The sequence below is a fragment of the Salinimicrobium sp. CAU 1759 genome, from assembly GCF_054482715.1.
Genome location: NZ_JBTLRK010000001.1, coordinates 925,085 through 940,168, shown reverse-complemented (window position 1 = coordinate 940,168; position 15,084 = coordinate 925,085). Strand labels below are relative to the sequence as shown.

Sequence of the window (15,084 nt, the reverse complement as noted above, 5' to 3'; positions counted from 1 at the left end):
TCCGCAACAAACTGCAGCCGGAAATGAGGATTGGCTAAAGATTAATAAATGAATTGTAGGGAGTCTTGAGTCAATAGACAGCAGAATCTCTAATAGTTGAGAGTTTGTAGATGTTCATTTTCTTAGCCTTTGGCTTTTAGCCATTAATTCCCGGACCTGCAGTTTTATAATGAGAATAATTTATTGCTGCGGAAACAAAGGGTCTCAAAAATGACATTTTTGAGAGGTGTTGCTGCGGAAGGAGATTCTGAAAGAGGTGTCAAAAATGGCTTTTTTAAATGGTGTTGCTTCGGAAGGATTGTTTAAATACAACCACAACAGTTTGACTTTATTTTCCTACATTTATTTCTTCTGAAGCTGATGCTAAAGATCTTCCCTGCATTTCTAATTATTTATCTCTTAGTAGTTAAACTATGGATATTCCCAGCAATATAACAGGTGAACACCTCGAAAAGGCCGTTGAGAAAATTAATATGGAAGGAATTCCTCCAAATGGAAACTCCCTGTATTATGATGTTCTGTATAAAGACAGACGTTATCCTCCAAAATTAATTGTTTCTTATGCAAATCTCTTTGCCAATGGTAAAATTTTAGACCGTAAATCGTTTAGAGGAGGATTAGAAACCCCTTGTTTTGATTTACTTGAAAAGAATCATTTCAATGTTGTTCCAAAAAATGGAGCTGAAGAAATATTTTATCCTGAGCTCAAGAAATTTCTGAAACAGAGTGAGACAGGAAATTTAAAAACAAAAAACCTCTATAAAAAGACTTTTAAGGGATTAAAGGTGAAGGTGAGTTTCGGCCAGGGAGTTCCGGCACGAATTCCATGGATTTCATTTCTAATGCCACCGCACACTACTAGCGAAGGTATTTATCCAGGTTTTCTGAATTATCGGGACATAAATCTTCTAATTCTTTCTTTTGGAATAAGTGAGACAAATGAGCCACCAATGATGTGGCCTCATCTTGAGAATAAAAAATCAATAAAACAGTATTTCCAAGAAAATGGCTTAGGTGAGCCTCAGAGATATGGAGACTCCTATGTTTATAAAGTTTATAATACTTCGAACCTCCCCGACGCTGAAGAAATTGAAAGAGATCTTGATGAGGTTATTAGCATCTATAAATCGATAAATAACGAAGACGAAGCAATGCAAAATGGATTTTTTCAGCAGCAGAATTCCAACCTAGATTTCCAACAACCAAAAGATCCAAAGAAGATAGAAAAATTGAATACAGCCGCTTTCTTAAGAGATTCCGCAAGTGGTGGATTACAATTCTCAAAGAAATTAATTGACCGCTTTGTCTCTTCATTATGTACCAAACCTTTTGTAATCCTTACAGGACTTTCCGGCTCGGGAAAAACAAAATTAGCTCAAGCGTTTGCCACATGGATTTGTGACAATAAGAATCAATTTTGTATAGTTCCAGTGGGCGCCGACTGGACAAATAGAGAGCCGTTGCTGGGATATTCTAATGCCATTGATCAGGAGGAATATGTAAAGCCAGAGAATGGAATTTTAGACCTTCTAATAAAAGCTAAAGAAGACAAGCAAAACCCTTATTTCATTATTCTGGATGAAATGAACCTTAGCCATGTAGAAAGATATTTTGCTGACTTCTTAAGTATTATGGAAAGTGGCCAGGATATTACGCTTTATGAGGATGATCAAGAGAAAAACGGAGCTCCTTCCAAGGTGTCTTGGCCGAAAAATGTATTCATAGTGGGGACTGTTAACATTGATGAAACCACTTATATGTTCAGCCCAAAAGTTTTGGATAGAGCCAATACTATAGAATTCCGAATTACTGCTCATGAAATGGAAGCTTTTCTCAATAACAACAGCAAGCCAGATCTTTCTGTTCTACAAGGAAAAGGAGCAAACATGGCAGCCGATTTTCTAAGAATTTCTTCTAACACTGTTTATGAAAAACCGAAGAACGCTGTCAATGATACTTTGCTAAACTTTTTTAAAGAACTAAAGAAAACCGGGGCGGAATTCGGCTATCGAAGTGCAGCAGAAATTCACCAGTTACTCTATAATCTTTCTGTTATTAATATGGACCTGCAAGAAGATGAAAAACTAGATATCGCTATAATGCAAAAGTTACTACCAAAATTACATGGCTCCCGAAGAAAACTGGTACCCATCCTTAAGACCTTAGGTCAGTTTTGTTTAGCCTCCTCCAATGAAAATATTGAAAAAGAAGTCTTTCTGAGATCCGATTTTTCATTTATTAATAATGACTCCGTAAGATACCCGTTGACACTAGAAAAAATATCCAGAATGTACAATGGAGTTGTTGAAAATGGTTTTGCCAGTTATGCAGAAGCTTAATGGCAAAAAAAGAACTTGAAATACCACTAGATACAATTGAGAAGGGTCTCTTTTTAAAGATAAGAGCCAAAGCATCACAATCTATCTTCAAAATTGAAGATGCAGAGGATTTTGGAGAAGCTACTTTTCAAATTAAAGAAGGTTATTTTTATCATTACCAATTTTCAAAACCCTCATACCATTTTGAAAACGATGAAATAATTGAAAAGGATCCCTTCATCTCTTCCCAGGGTAGAATTGCACCGAATATTTATGTGGGCACTCTTAACATTCCTGTATTTCGAAGGGAAACAGGTGAAGTAGGGACTGTTAGTTTAGAAGTACAATCCTCCAAGACTAAATACCGCAACGACTATCGCTTCATGCTAGAGAGTATCACTGAACATTGCACAGATCTCCTAATGCAAGTCAACTCTCCTGTTTCACAAAATTTTGAACCCGATTTCACCAAAGGAAGCGAAACTCTGTATCAGAGGTTTACTTTTATAAAATCTGTAATTGACACAGAGGAGTTTAATGAAGCTGTTCACAGAATAATAACCTCACCTAATACAGCCTGGTGCAGAATTTCTGAGGAAACTGATATCAGAAATATTGGCAAACTTAAAAATTATCATGTAAGACAGTTTTTGACCCGCTCTCAAAGAACACATCTTGAAGAAAGTCATAGCCTTTACAGTAAGGGTTTATCAAGTCTGCCTGCGCGAATTCATTCAGACTTAAAAACAGAGACAGTAGATACTGCTGAGAACAGATTCATTAAACATGCTTTACAGAGCTTTTTGAAGTTGTGTAATGATATTAAAACTGCAGTTAAACCAGGAACCAGAATCGACAATGAAGTTACTGCTACTACTGAAAAACTCGAACGACATTTGCATCACACTTTCTTCGCAGAGATTTCCCGTGCTCAAATGTTAAAACTTAACAGTCCTATTCTTCAAAGGAAAGAAGGCTATAGGGAAGTGCTAAAGGCATGGCTAATGTTTGATCTTGCTGCCCGCTTAGTTTGGAAAGGAGGAGAAGATGTGTACTCCCAGTGGTAAAAAAGACATAGCTACTTTATATGAATACTGGTTGTTTTTTACCTTATTAGATATACTGAAGGAACTGTTCGAAATTTCTCCTAAAGACTTAGAAGATCTTATCAAACCTACCAATGATCACCTGAGTTTACAACTGGCCATGGGAGAAAAAAGATCTATAAGGGGAATATATGATCAAGGAACAAGAAAGCTGCGGATAAATTTTTCCTTCAACAGAACCTTTTCTAATTCAGGAGATCATCCATCACCAGGGAGTTGGACAAAATCAATGCGGCCGGACTACACCTTATCGTTCTGGCCTGCCGGTATAACGGAGGAAATGGCAGAGAAGGAAGAATTAATTGTTCACATTCACTTTGATGCAAAGTACAAGATTGACAACCTTGTTCAAATCATCGATCAGGATCAGGATCTTAGTGAAGAAAAGAAAGAGCAAATTAAAGGCACCTACAAAAATGTCGATCTTCTCAAAATGCATGCCTATAAAGATGCCATTAGAAGAACGGGAGGTGCATACATCCTATATCCTGGCACAGAGACTTCAGAAAGAAAAGGATTTCATGAAATTTTACCTGGATTGGGGGCCTTTCCTGTCCGGCCCTCAAGAACAAACAGTGGCATAGAAGATCTTAAAAGTTTCATTGTTCGCGTTATTGATCACTTTCTTAACAGAGCTTCACAAAGAGAACATTTAGCCTTCCGTATTTTTGATATCCATAAAACCCATCCGGAGGAATTAAAGGAACCATTACCGGAAGCCTATGGAAATAATAGATCATTCATTCCGAATGACATAAATGTTTTGGTTGGATATTTCAAAGGAGATAACCATCTGAAATGGATAAAAAATAAAAAATATTACAACATCCGTATAGATGATCGTAAAGGAGCCATTCCTTTAACTGCCTCTGAACTTTCTGCCAAATACTTACTTCTTCACACCAAAACTGAAGAACTTTCCGGTCGGCTTTATAAAATAACCGGAAAAGGCCCCAAAGTCTTTTCTAAAGAAAAAATGATTCAAGAAGGATATCCAACCAAACAAAGCTATCTCGTGTTTGAAGTCGAAGAAGATAACTCACCAGAATTTCATGGAGTAGAATGGAATTTTAGAAATCTTGAAAGATTTGAAGGACCAAATCCATTTACTGTCACTCTAACTGAATTGATGAAAACAGTAGTCTAACTCTTTTATTAGAATTCTTTTTCATCCTTCTATGAGGTGAGTTCCTCCTCATCTAATAAAAATTTCGCTAACTTAACCATCTAATTACCAAAACATTAAAAAATGACAAAAAGCAGCGCCATTTTATTTTTATTCCTGCTACTTACCTCCTGTGCCAATTCCCAGGAGGCAAGTCCGCAGTTGGTGGGGGGACCCTGTGAAGGTTGTGAAGCGGTTTTGGAATATGGGGACAAGGAACTTGATGCAGTTGATACGCTACCCGAATTTGAGTCGGCTGCCAATAAGCTAAAGCTCACGGGCACCATCTATGAACCCGACGGGAAAACTCCGGCAGCAGGAGTGATCATCTACATCAACCACACCAATGCCAAAGGCATCTATCCCACCCGCGGCGATGAAGAAGGCTGGGCCAAACGTCATGGTTACTTAAGAGGCTGGGCAAAGACGGGAAAGGACGGGAAGTTCACTTTTTACACCCAGGTTCCGGGAGAGTATCCCAGCAGGAATTCTCCTGCACATATACATCCTTACATCCTGGAGCCCAATGGAAAATATTACTGGATGGAAACCTACTTTTTCGAAGGTGACGAGTTATTAAGCAATGAACATATTTCCTCCAATCCCCGCGGCGGAACTTCGGGCGTGGTGGAGCTCCGGGAACAGGATGGCATGAAAGTGATCGAAAGAGATTTTATCCTTGGAAAGAATGTTCCGGAACATTGAAAAGTCCAGGGATCAAGGTTCAAGGTTCAAGGTTTAAGGTTTAAGGTTTAAGGTTTAAGGTTTAAGGTTTAAGGTTTAAGGTTTAAGGAAAAAATAAAACCTGCAGGTTCCAAATGGATCTTGCAGGTTTATTTCATTTTATGCTTTCTATTGTGATTTCTGATCACTGTTCACCGATCACTGATCACTACCTCCACCATACCAAACCATGTCACCCATGCTTACCACATAATCCTTGTGTTTGGCATCATAGTACATCTTATAGGTAGTGGGATAATACCCGCTTCTCTCAAATTTTTCAGGTTGGGCGATGTCAAAGTTGGTCCCATCTGCATGGTTTATCAGGTAATCTACAGTGACCATAGGTTCCATAAAGATGAAACTGTCATCATAGCTTCCGTAGATAAAGGTATGAGTAAAGGGATAAGGTTCATCACCCCGCACCCAATGCACACCCATATTAGGCACTAGTTGTGCAAATGCGGGCACCTCTGGAGGTGGCGGAAAATAATTATCAGGCTGATAGACTTCATCGGGATAATCCACTCCTTTTTCAGGATCTGTTATTCCCATCTTGTATTCTGTACTCACCATATAGAAATGAAGATCGAAATGTTCTGCTCCATACAGCATTTCGGGCTCATGTCCATGAGGGTTCCAATTGAGGTCCACATGATCAAAGGCCAGTCCCTCCATCTTATTTGGCAGGCGCAAAGTTGCGACATACTCCTCATCCGGAAGGCCTTGCAGGGACTTTTCTGAAATGCGTACTCCAATCTCTACCGGTACTCCGCCACGGGTCATGGTCACCATCGCCTGCACGACTCCATCTCCCATTTTTTGGGCAGGCCCGTAAAACGTACTCGTTTTGGAGGTAGCGGGATTATTGGCTTTCATTTGTAGATCCACAGAGGACTCGAAGGTCTCCGGCACAGCTTCTTTTTCACAGCCGGTAATTAGCACAAGAAATAAAAGGGGGAGTAGGTAGGAAATTGATCGGGGCGACATAAGAAAGATACTCCTCTTCATGACGCTGATTTTTAGTTACTTACGCTAAAGTACTCTAAAAAAACAATACCATCAGCTATTAGAATGTTAAACCCAGGTATGTGTGCTCTTTTTTTCCGGCAGATCTGCTACTTCGGGAAATTCTCCTCCTTTCCTTCCGCACATTTTTTGAATTTTTTTCTGAAGTAAAAATATCCTGTTGAAATAAATCCATAACTTACTCACTTCCAGAACCTTTTTTGAATAAGAGATGAAATTACCCACCCAGAACCTGCTCTCCGATCTTATCGCACGCACCGCTCAAAACCTGAACCTGGCTAAGCATCTCGATTCTTTAGCTCCCGGAGTTCTCAACTACAAGAACAGCCCCGACAGCTGGAGTGCTTTGGAGTGTTTGGCACATCTCAACTTCTACGGTGACTTTTACCTGCCCGAGATCGAAAGGCGCATCAAAGACTCCCGTTATCCCGCCGAGGCTGTTTTCAAAGCGGGCCTGCTTGGAAATTACTTTGCGAAGATGATGTTACCGGGTGAAAAAATGAAGCCCATGAGGACCTTGAGATCCACCAATCCAAATGGAAGTAATCTGGAAAAAGGGACGATAGAAAAGTTCATTCAGCAACAAAAAATAATGCTTGACCTCCTCGACAGGGCCCGTAAGGTGAGCCTGAACAAGACCAGAGCTTCCATAAGTATCGCTCCCCTACTGAAGCTTAGATTAGGAGACACTTTTAGAGTGGTGATCTACCATAATGACAGGCATATTGCGCAGGCATTGAGGGCAGTGAAGGAGGCGGAGGAAGCCTGATGTAAAAACCTTATTCACATAAAGACCACTAAGACAAAAAAAGCCTACAAAGCTTTTTCCCATCAGATAACGCTTATTGAGCCGATCTTCTTCGGCTGCTTCCTTTACACACCCGGTGCACTTTTTTAGAAACAGGAGGAAGAGTAGCTGTTAATTAAAAATTGTTCACTGACAATTAAAAAACAAAAGCCCCACCTGATCGAACAAGTAAGGGCTTCTGCATATTGGCGGTTAGCCTGTAGTAATACTTTACTCTTCCATTGGCATAGGAGGTGAATTGGTTACAGGAGAGACATCAATTAATTTGATCTTCCAGTCTTCATCCATGCGCTCCCAAATAACGGTATAGGTTCCTTGCAGTTGCAGGGTATCATTCTCTCTGGTGGAGTGTGTGTAGGTTCCCGCTTCAAAAGCAAAATTCTCTCCTTTATTCTTAACCACAGGAGTAGTTGCAAGCTCGTTCATCCAGGAAGCACTATTGTTTATCCAGGCCGTTACACTGTCATTGCGCAGAGCTCTGCCCTCCATGAATAACACGGCATCATTAGCAGTAGCTGCCCTAAGGCTCGTGGAGTCGTTCGCATTCCAGTTATCACGCCATTCGGTCATGGCTTCATCTGCATCCCAGCTGTCTTCCATAACTACTTCTTCTACTTCTGCGGCCTCTCTTTCCCCGTCGTTACAGGCGCCAAAAATAAAGAGCAAGGCCAAAAAAAGTATTGTTTTTAATAGTTTCATTGGTTAATTTTTGTTGGTTACTATCTCTAATTTACTAATAAACAGAAATTTGTGTGAAAAATCTGCCGGTTTTTAGATGAACGACCTATTTTTTGGTTCAAAGGATGGATATGAGTCACTCCTGCTCCTCCTGAAACTTTTCTCCTTGCCTGTCTTCGCTGCTCTCCAAGCTAAAGCCGGAAACATTTTTCGCGGCATCAGGTAGAATTGTCACTCCAGGTTCCCAAGGCCCGTAATTCATTGAACAGGAGGAGCTATGCAATAACATCTTAGACGTTAAATAACTGTTATCCAACACCTCATCCTCACTTACAAGTCTTATCTTAAAGAGAAACAGGATATTATGGAATTACAGGACAAGGTGGCGGTAGTGACCGGGGCCAGTAGCGGAATTGGGAAAGCAATTGCACGCGCGCTCTCTGAAGCGGGTTGTAAACTGGCACTGGCCAGCCGCAGTGTAGACAAATTGCGGGACCTGCAGGAAGAATTGAACAACAAAAGCCTGGTGGTGCGAATGGATATCAAGGATTCTGAAAGTGTACAGGGAGCCTTTAAGGATATCTGGGATGAATTTGGCGAGGTACACATCCTGGTGAACTGCGCCGGAGTGATGCCGCTCACTTACCTTAAGAATCAACACCTGGAAGAATGGCTGGAAACCATTGAGGTCAATGTCAAGGGAACCTTGCGCTGTATCAACTCTGTGCTCCCTGCCATGAAGAACCAAATGGACGGGCACATCGTCAATATAGCTTCTGTTGACGGGATCGAGGTCTTCAAGGGCGGCGCTGTATACGGAGCTTCGAAAGCGGCCGTTATCGCCCTTTCCCGCGCCATGCGAATGGAGCTCTCCCCCGAATTCAACATTCGGGTCACTTCCATTGAACCGGGTACTGTGGCAACAAACCTTAGAGATGACATTACAGATAAGGAACTGCTGGAGGAAAAGGACTATTCTAAAGACGAACCTAAGCTGGACCCAAAAGATATTGCCAATGCAGTTCTTTATGCCGTAACCCAGCCCGACTCGGTCAATGTTAACGAACTCCTTATCAAGCCTACCGGCAAAGCCTAAAGGGTTAAAAAAGTGTTATTTGGAAAGGCTTTAACGCAAGAAATGGCGATCCTTCCCGATATTGGATCTGAATCTAAAAACCAACAAGATGGACTTGAAGAAAAATGCAAAAGATGCAGGTGAAAAAGTAGTAAAATTATGGGCTGCCAAAAAAGGACTCCAGTGGACAGGAAGTCTCCTTAAATGGGGAGCCATCGCCGGAGCCGGATATTACGCCTACACTCTGGTAAGAGACAATAAGGATACTATTAAAGCCAAGCTGTCTTAATAAATATTAAAGACTGTTGATAGTTGAAGCTGCGGGAAAAATTTATTTGTGATATTCATTATCAGAATTAAAATTTTTTCCTGCAGCTTTTTTTTGATCCCTGTCCTGCAGTGCATGCGGGAAATAATTTTATGAGAGCCTTAAACAGCTCCTATCCTGAAGTTCCGGAAAAAATTTGTGAATCCCTCATCCCCTTTTATTATGACAGAAGTACTGGATTACCTGGACCGGGAAAGATTAAAGATCAGCTTCTCAACCCTTATCATTAGGGTAAGCAGCATCAATGAATACTTTGGCCCGCTGGCAGATTTCGTAAAACAAGCGGATCTCTACGGGGTCACTAACGGAAAGATCTATCTCATGGCCGAAATGATGGAACCGCCTTATGGCCTCTATAGCCTGGTGGACCACCATTTCATTCCTCTTGGCCTGGAAGAAGGGCGGGATTATGTCTTCGTGACAGAACAGCTTCCTCTGGGACTTGATGGTAAGGAGAATCCGCTGCTCAATCAACCTATTCCCGAGCTTGAGAAGGTCACATGGCTCGACAGCATCATCACCCGGGAGGGAAATTATGTTTGGTACATGGAAGGTGCCGCAACAGGACCCAAAAATAAGACCTCCTTAAAAAGAGCTTTTTAAGACCCCTTATTTTTATTGATCAGCATTTACTTCGCATAGAATTGCTTCTCGATTCTCTTTATTAGCTCATCCACATCAAATGGTTTAGCAATAAAATCATCTGCTCCTCCGGTACCACTTATTTCGGCATGAGCAGACATAAGCACCACCGGAATACTGCTTGTTTCCTCACTTTCCTTTAGTTCTTTACACAGATCCAACCCGTTGCCATCGGGCAACATGATATCCAGCAGGAAAAGGTCTGGTTTTTCCTGTGGCACTACCTTATGAAAGGCCCGGGCATTGGGGAATGCCTTCACAGAATACTGGTGTGTCGTCAATAAAAATTCTACCAGTTCTCTTATCCCATCGTCATCCTCAACAACAAATATCTCTTTCATTTGAATATCTTTTTAAAGGAGAGCAAGTTGCCTTTCTCCCTACATCACCTTCGTTTTTTCTAATTCCTTTTTGTGCAGCGGCAGCGATAGTGCGAATTCAGATCCTTTTCCAAATTCACTATGTACATCTATCCGCCCGTTATGCCTGTCAATGATCTGCTTGGTGAGGTATAACCCCAGTCCCAAACCACTTATACCTTTGGTGCTCTCTGCCCTGTAGAACCTTGTAAATAGCTGCTGCCGCTGTTGTGCTGTCAATCCTATGCCTGTGTCCCTCACCTTGATTACGGTATGACCGTCTATAACTTCCATGCTCACATAGATCTCCTCGGCATTGGGGGAATACTTGATCGCATTGGTCATAAGGTTGAGGATCGCCTGTTCAATTCGCTGCCTGTCTGCCTCTATAACGGCTTTTTGTAACCCCAGCTTCGCAACTACTTTATGAGATCCCGATAAATAGGAGAAAGTTTCCACGATCTCCCCAAGCATCGCTCTGAGATCGAATACCTCAAGATTGAAATCCAGCTGACCCGATTCTATACGGGACATATTTAAAAGATCTTCTATCAGGGTGTTCAGCTTCTCAACCTGGTAAAGAGATTTACCCAGGAACAGCTGGGACATCTTGTCACTTTCCTTCTTGGTCAACACCTGCAGGTAGCCTTTGATCGTCGTGAGAGGTGTCTTTAATTCGTGGCTTGCAAGTGCAATGAATTCATCTTTTTTATCACTCAGGGATTTTACCTGCTCAAAAAGTTGTGAATTATCCAGCGAGACAGCTGCCTGTGCCGCTATATTCACAACCAGTAGTTCATGTTCTTCGGTAAAGACGCCTGCCTCGGGATGGCCATAGAGAAGTCCGCCAATCACACCTCCAGATTTCGAAACCACCGGAACAGCCAGATAGCTCACTACTGAAAAATGCCCTTTTGGCATTCCTTTAAAGGGGGCATTTTTCCCAAAGTCGGCATGCCTGGTCACATCATCTATACGCACCACTTTCTTATCAATGAAGGTAGGCTGAAAAAGATCTGTATGTCTTGGCATTGGCATCCCCTCAAAGGCTTTTCTTGGTGCACCCGAAAGGGTAAACAACCTGAAAGTATCCCCATCCAGGCCTGTATTATTGTAGAAAAAAGCGCCAAAAGCTGCACCGGTAAGCTTAGTGGTGGCATCTGTCACCCGCTGAAGGATCTCCTGCACATCGAGATTTTCTGAAATACTTTTACCTACAGAATTCAATGTTTCCAGATTCTGAATATACTTTTGCATGGCCGCCTGGGCCTCCTTTTGCTGTGTGATGTCCCGGGCGACCTTTGATGCCCCAATGATATTCCCGTGGCTGTCCCTCACAGGAGAGATTGTAATGGACACAGGAATTTCCCTGCCCGTCTTGTGTTTTCTTATGGTCTCAAAATGCTGAATTTTGATCCCGTTACTAATCTTCGCCAGGATCAGTTCTTCTTCGTGAAGACGTTCTTCAGGAATCAACAGGGTTATGGATCTTCCCAGCACTTCGGCTTCAGAATATCCAAAGATCTCTTCGGCTCCCCTGTTCCAGCTCATTATGATCCCCTTTAGGTCCTTGCTTACAATAGCATCATCTGATGACTCCACAATAGCCGAAAGTATCGCCTGCTTCTCCTCTCCTAAAAGTTTTTCTGAAATATCCCGTGCTACTTTTGAGGCTCCCACTATCCTTCCGAAGATATCTTTAACAGGTGAAACTGCCAGGGAGACCGGAATTTCCTTTCCCTCCCTGGTAACCCGCCGCGTCTCAATGATATCCATTCGCACACCATTTTTTATGTTGGTGATGATCTCCTTCTCCTGCTCCATGAGATAAGGCGGGATGAGCATGGTGATATGCTGCCCGAGAGCTTCTGCCTCGGAATAGCCAAAAAATCGTTCTGCTCCCGGATTCCAGCTGGTGATCTTTCCGGAAAGATCTTTACTGATGATGGCATTGTTGGAAGATTCTACAATCGCCGAAAGGGTTTCCTTTTTAACATGATCTGCCTTAAGATCTGTGATGTCAACCAGCGTGTTATAGGCTCCGGCAAGTTTCCCCTCCTCATCAAATAAAGGCTTGGGAAATGCTAACAGGAACTTATAAAGACCATCCGGGCGCTGAATCCTTATTTCGGATCTTCCCTCTTGCTTTCCTGTCTTTAGAACCCGGGCAATAGGGTAATCTTCCACTAGCATGGGAGAACCATCGGGATAGAAGATCTTCCACGAACCACACCACAAGTCTTTGAAAAGAACAGGTTTCCTGCCCCACAGTTCTACCGCAGCATTATTGAACCAGGTCAATTTACCTTCTGCATCACAAGTATAGCTGGCCACAGGGGAGTTTTCCAGCAAGTGCTTTGGTCCCGGGTCAAATCCTTCCGGGGAATCTGCTCCGAATTTCTCTATGCTTTGCATTAAATTCTAATTGTAGGGTACCTTTTAGGGTAAATGCCACGACAAATTATAAAACCGGTGGCAAAGGCTAAAGATAAGTTTTCAAGGCAGAAATAATACCTCAATAACAAATCTTATAATAGCTTTAACAACAATATAAATGTATTTAAAAAAGCAAAAGAAGAGTGCTTAGCCTGCTTGCTTTTCGAACCCTTTTCGGGTCATCTCACCCCAGCCTTTATTACCTCTCAATTTCTCCCAGTTACCTCTTATTGCTGCAAGCACAGTAAAAGGATGAAAGATGATAGGTTCAAGCAGAGCAACAAAAGTAAGTTTTCTGAGATCGGCAAGACTCTGGTATTTTTTGAAGGTTGCTTCTTCGGTGTATAGCGCGATCATCGAGAACATCACTGCAAAAGAGTACACAAAGAACAGGAACAGGAAAAAATATCCCCAGCTAATGACACCAAACAAGGCCATGATCATAGTAATTACAATCCCCGTCAATTCTATTATCGGTGCATAATATTCAAAGAAAAGCCAGTAAGGATAGCTCAACATGCCAAGGATCTTATACCTGGGATTAAATAGCATTTTACGATGGGTGTAAAGTGTTTCGATCGTACCTCGCATCCACCTGCTGCGTTGTTTCCGCAGAATAGAATAAGACTCAGGTGCCTCAGTCCAGCAAAGTGGATCGGGGATATATTGCACAGTATAAGGCTCTTTTTGTTCGATCATGAACCGCCGCATTCTCACGATCAATTCCATATCTTCTCCAACGGTATTTGTATCGTAACCGCCGCAGCGCATAGCGATCTCTTTATCGAACATACCAAAGGCGCCGCTAATTATAAGCAGCCCATCCAATTTACTCCAGGCCATCCTGCCCAGAGTAAAAGCCCTTAAATATTCTATTACCTGTATGCGTGCCAGGAGGTTCCCGGGCGCTCTTACCTCAACTAGTTTCCCGGATTTGATGATACAGCTGTTAGCTATTCTTACGACCCCACCGGTCGCAATGATCTTCTTACCCGAAGCCTCCATATAAGGTTTCGCAAGTTTTAACAGCACATCCTTATCCATGATACAATCCACATCTATACATACCAGGTAAGGATTCGTAGAGACATTCATCCCGGTATTTAAGGCATCTGCCTTGCCACCATTATGTTTATCCACAACGATAAGCCGGGAAAAAGCTTTATTTGAAGAACGATATATGGCTTTGACCTCCCTGGTAGGAATTTCTGGTTTATATACCCTATCTGAAGGAATAAGACTAAAAGCTTCTGTAAGCACGGCCATTGAATTATCCTTACTTCCATCATTTACAACGATCACATCATAGTTATTGTAATTAATAGCCAGCAGGGACTTTACATTTTCAACTATGGTCCTTCCTTCATTATAGGCAGGGGCAATAAGAGATACTTTTGGTGCGCTGTCCAGAGCCAGCAAAGCCTTATAATTTACGAACCGGTTCTGTCGCAAATAGCTTTTTAGAGAAAAGCCGGAGATAACAGCCAGAATGACATAAGAAAGCATTACCGTTACCGCAAACAGCAAGATGAGATAATTGAATATTAAAATTCCCGTATCTAAGATCCCTATCCCTGTCATACTAATGGACTAATTCGATTTTAGCGAGAACTTCTCCGATCTCCTTCTTTAGGATAGCATCCCCGGTTTCAGAACATAATTTTAAAAGGGCCTCACTATGCTCTGCCATTTGATAATAATTAATGAGCCGTACCGTAAGGAGCACCACGGTTCTGTTGGGGCTCTCCAACAGCCTTACAAGATTGGAAGGCGCCGGGATCTTATGCTTCTTTACTGTGAAAAGTATATTGCTCTGCACCCAGTCATTGAGCAACAAACCCGACTTTTGAAATTTTGTGATCTCTCCAATCCCACGCATTTTGATCAAGGCAAGGAGAACTTCCATTTTCACGAGCTTGTTTGGATGAGTGATACGCGAAGCAATCCGGCTATAGGATGCGTTGTGATTAAGGGTTGAAAGATCTCTAACTCCTTCCACTATATAGGGCCACCTGGTAGATTCCAGCCGTGCTATTGAATAGTCGACCAGCCCACTGGCTTCAAAGAACTGTTCCAGTTTTTTACTGTAAATCCCGCTGTAATTGTCGTGCAGGGAAATAATCGCCTTAATAGCTATTCTTTGGAAAAGCACGTCCTTCTTCATTGCCGTGAACAAAGGATCGCTCAAGACCACTTCAAGACTGTTGTTTTCAAAAAGGTAAGTAAAGAGGATATTTTCTAAAGCGGCCTGATAATCTGCCTTTTTTTGGTCCTCCCGGAGTCGTTTGGTCCTTTTTAGAAGCGTCAATGCAAAAAATAACAGCGCAGTTAAAAAGGTAGCTATCACTACGAACAGCACCAGTTTTTCCATCATGGGAGAAAGTGGGTCTCCCAACGCTGCAGCATACCGCAACACC

The 15,084-nt window shown here is 42.0% G+C and carries 14 protein-coding genes; 8 read left to right on the top strand and 6 right to left on the bottom strand.

The window, feature by feature from the left end:
* Positions 1-413 precede the first annotated feature (413 nt).
* From ACXYMT_RS04320 to ACXYMT_RS04305, 4 genes are all read left to right on the top strand, one after another.
* Entirely contained in the window at positions 414-2,339 is a 1,926-nt protein-coding gene (locus tag ACXYMT_RS04320; protein WP_459057861.1) for an MrcB family domain-containing protein, read from the top strand.
* The gene (locus ACXYMT_RS04315; protein WP_459057860.1) at positions 2,339-3,385 is read left to right on the top strand and encodes a DUF2357 domain-containing protein; all 1,047 of its coding nucleotides are present in this window, start codon (positions 2,339-2,341) and stop codon (positions 3,383-3,385) included. The genes ACXYMT_RS04320 and ACXYMT_RS04315 overlap by 1 nt, the downstream gene beginning before the upstream one ends.
* On the top strand, positions 3,366-4,571 hold the full coding sequence (locus ACXYMT_RS04310; protein WP_459057859.1) for a nuclease domain-containing protein: 1,206 nt from the start codon (positions 3,366-3,368) through the stop codon (positions 4,569-4,571). Before ACXYMT_RS04315 ends, ACXYMT_RS04310 begins: the two co-directional genes overlap by 20 nt.
* Before the next feature lie 102 nt (positions 4,572-4,673).
* On the top strand, positions 4,674-5,294 hold the full coding sequence (locus ACXYMT_RS04305; protein ID WP_459057858.1) for a dioxygenase family protein: 621 nt from the start codon (positions 4,674-4,676) through the stop codon (positions 5,292-5,294).
* Between the two features lie 177 nt (positions 5,295-5,471).
* On the opposite strand, the gene ACXYMT_RS04300 is transcribed toward ACXYMT_RS04305, so the two are convergent.
* Positions 5,472-6,323 carry a DUF5602 domain-containing protein gene (locus ACXYMT_RS04300; RefSeq protein ID WP_459057857.1) on the bottom strand — a complete coding sequence of 284 codons (852 nt, stop codon included), beginning with the start codon at positions 6,321-6,323 and terminating at the stop codon, positions 5,472-5,474.
* A 229-nt stretch (positions 6,324-6,552) separates the two neighbouring features.
* Between ACXYMT_RS04300 and ACXYMT_RS04295 the strand changes: the two genes are divergently transcribed.
* Positions 6,553-7,110 carry a DinB family protein gene (locus ACXYMT_RS04295; RefSeq protein WP_459057856.1) on the top strand — a complete coding sequence of 186 codons (558 nt, stop codon included), beginning with the start codon at positions 6,553-6,555 and terminating at the stop codon, positions 7,108-7,110.
* A 249-nt stretch (positions 7,111-7,359) separates the two neighbouring features.
* Here ACXYMT_RS04295 and ACXYMT_RS04290 read toward each other — a convergent pair whose 3' ends face one another.
* The gene (locus ACXYMT_RS04290) at positions 7,360-7,848 is read right to left on the bottom strand and encodes a DUF4440 domain-containing protein (protein WP_459057855.1); all 489 of its coding nucleotides are present in this window, start codon (positions 7,846-7,848) and stop codon (positions 7,360-7,362) included.
* A 343-nt stretch (positions 7,849-8,191) separates the two neighbouring features.
* Here ACXYMT_RS04290 and ACXYMT_RS04285 point away from each other — a divergent pair, with 343 nt between their 5' ends.
* The 3 genes from ACXYMT_RS04285 (at position 8,192) to ACXYMT_RS04275 (ending at position 9,833) form a co-directional block, all read left to right on the top strand.
* The gene (locus ACXYMT_RS04285) at positions 8,192-8,923 is read left to right on the top strand and encodes an SDR family oxidoreductase (protein WP_459057854.1); all 732 of its coding nucleotides are present in this window, start codon (positions 8,192-8,194) and stop codon (positions 8,921-8,923) included.
* Between the two features lie 88 nt (positions 8,924-9,011).
* Complete coding sequence (locus tag ACXYMT_RS04280; RefSeq protein WP_324719925.1) at positions 9,012-9,191, top strand: hypothetical protein; 180 nt, start codon at positions 9,012-9,014, stop codon at positions 9,189-9,191.
* Positions 9,192-9,392: 201 nt separating this feature from the next.
* Entirely contained in the window at positions 9,393-9,833 is a 441-nt protein-coding gene (locus ACXYMT_RS04275) for a hypothetical protein (protein WP_459057853.1), read from the top strand.
* A 26-nt stretch (positions 9,834-9,859) separates the two neighbouring features.
* Here the strand turns inward: ACXYMT_RS04275 and ACXYMT_RS04270 are convergent, their stop codons facing one another.
* The 4 genes from ACXYMT_RS04270 to ACXYMT_RS04255 form a co-directional block, all read right to left on the bottom strand.
* Positions 9,860-10,213, bottom strand: a complete 354-nt coding sequence (locus tag ACXYMT_RS04270; protein ID WP_459057852.1) for a response regulator transcription factor — start codon at positions 10,211-10,213, stop codon at positions 9,860-9,862.
* 39 nt (positions 10,214-10,252) lie between these two features.
* Positions 10,253-12,646 (bottom strand): PAS domain S-box protein, encoded by a 2,394-nt coding sequence (locus tag ACXYMT_RS04265; protein WP_459057851.1) that lies wholly within the window; start codon positions 12,644-12,646, stop codon positions 10,253-10,255.
* Between the two features lie 168 nt (positions 12,647-12,814).
* Positions 12,815-14,248: a glycosyltransferase family 2 protein gene (locus ACXYMT_RS04260; RefSeq protein WP_459057850.1), complete on the bottom strand. Its 1,434-nt coding sequence runs from the start codon at positions 14,246-14,248 to the stop codon at positions 12,815-12,817.
* Position 14,249: 1 nt separating this feature from the next.
* Positions 14,250-15,080 carry a hypothetical protein gene (locus ACXYMT_RS04255; RefSeq protein ID WP_459057849.1) on the bottom strand — a complete coding sequence of 277 codons (831 nt, stop codon included), beginning with the start codon at positions 15,078-15,080 and terminating at the stop codon, positions 14,250-14,252.
* Positions 15,081-15,084: the final 4 nt, after the last annotated feature.

Coding starts and splice junctions, on each gene's coding strand:
- ACXYMT_RS04320 (WP_459057861.1), top strand. CDS start 414: ATGGATATTCCCAGCAATATAACAGGTGAACACCTCGAAAAGGCCGTT.
- ACXYMT_RS04315 (WP_459057860.1), top strand. CDS start 2,339: ATGGCAAAAAAAGAACTTGAAATACCACTAGATACAATTGAGAAGGGT.
- ACXYMT_RS04310 (WP_459057859.1), top strand. CDS start 3,366: ATGTGTACTCCCAGTGGTAAAAAAGACATAGCTACTTTATATGAATAC.
- ACXYMT_RS04305 (WP_459057858.1), top strand. CDS start 4,674: ATGACAAAAAGCAGCGCCATTTTATTTTTATTCCTGCTACTTACCTCC.
- ACXYMT_RS04300 (WP_459057857.1), bottom strand. CDS start 6,323: ATGAAGAGGAGTATCTTTCTTATGTCGCCCCGATCAATTTCCTACCTA.
- ACXYMT_RS04295 (WP_459057856.1), top strand. CDS start 6,553: ATGAAATTACCCACCCAGAACCTGCTCTCCGATCTTATCGCACGCACC.
- ACXYMT_RS04290 (WP_459057855.1), bottom strand. CDS start 7,848: ATGAAACTATTAAAAACAATACTTTTTTTGGCCTTGCTCTTTATTTTT.
- ACXYMT_RS04285 (WP_459057854.1), top strand. CDS start 8,192: ATGGAATTACAGGACAAGGTGGCGGTAGTGACCGGGGCCAGTAGCGGA.
- ACXYMT_RS04280 (WP_324719925.1), top strand. CDS start 9,012: ATGGACTTGAAGAAAAATGCAAAAGATGCAGGTGAAAAAGTAGTAAAA.
- ACXYMT_RS04275 (WP_459057853.1), top strand. CDS start 9,393: ATGACAGAAGTACTGGATTACCTGGACCGGGAAAGATTAAAGATCAGC.
- ACXYMT_RS04270 (WP_459057852.1), bottom strand. CDS start 10,213: ATGAAAGAGATATTTGTTGTTGAGGATGACGATGGGATAAGAGAACTG.
- ACXYMT_RS04265 (WP_459057851.1), bottom strand. CDS start 12,646: ATGCAAAGCATAGAGAAATTCGGAGCAGATTCCCCGGAAGGATTTGAC.
- ACXYMT_RS04260 (WP_459057850.1), bottom strand. CDS start 14,248: ATGACAGGGATAGGGATCTTAGATACGGGAATTTTAATATTCAATTAT.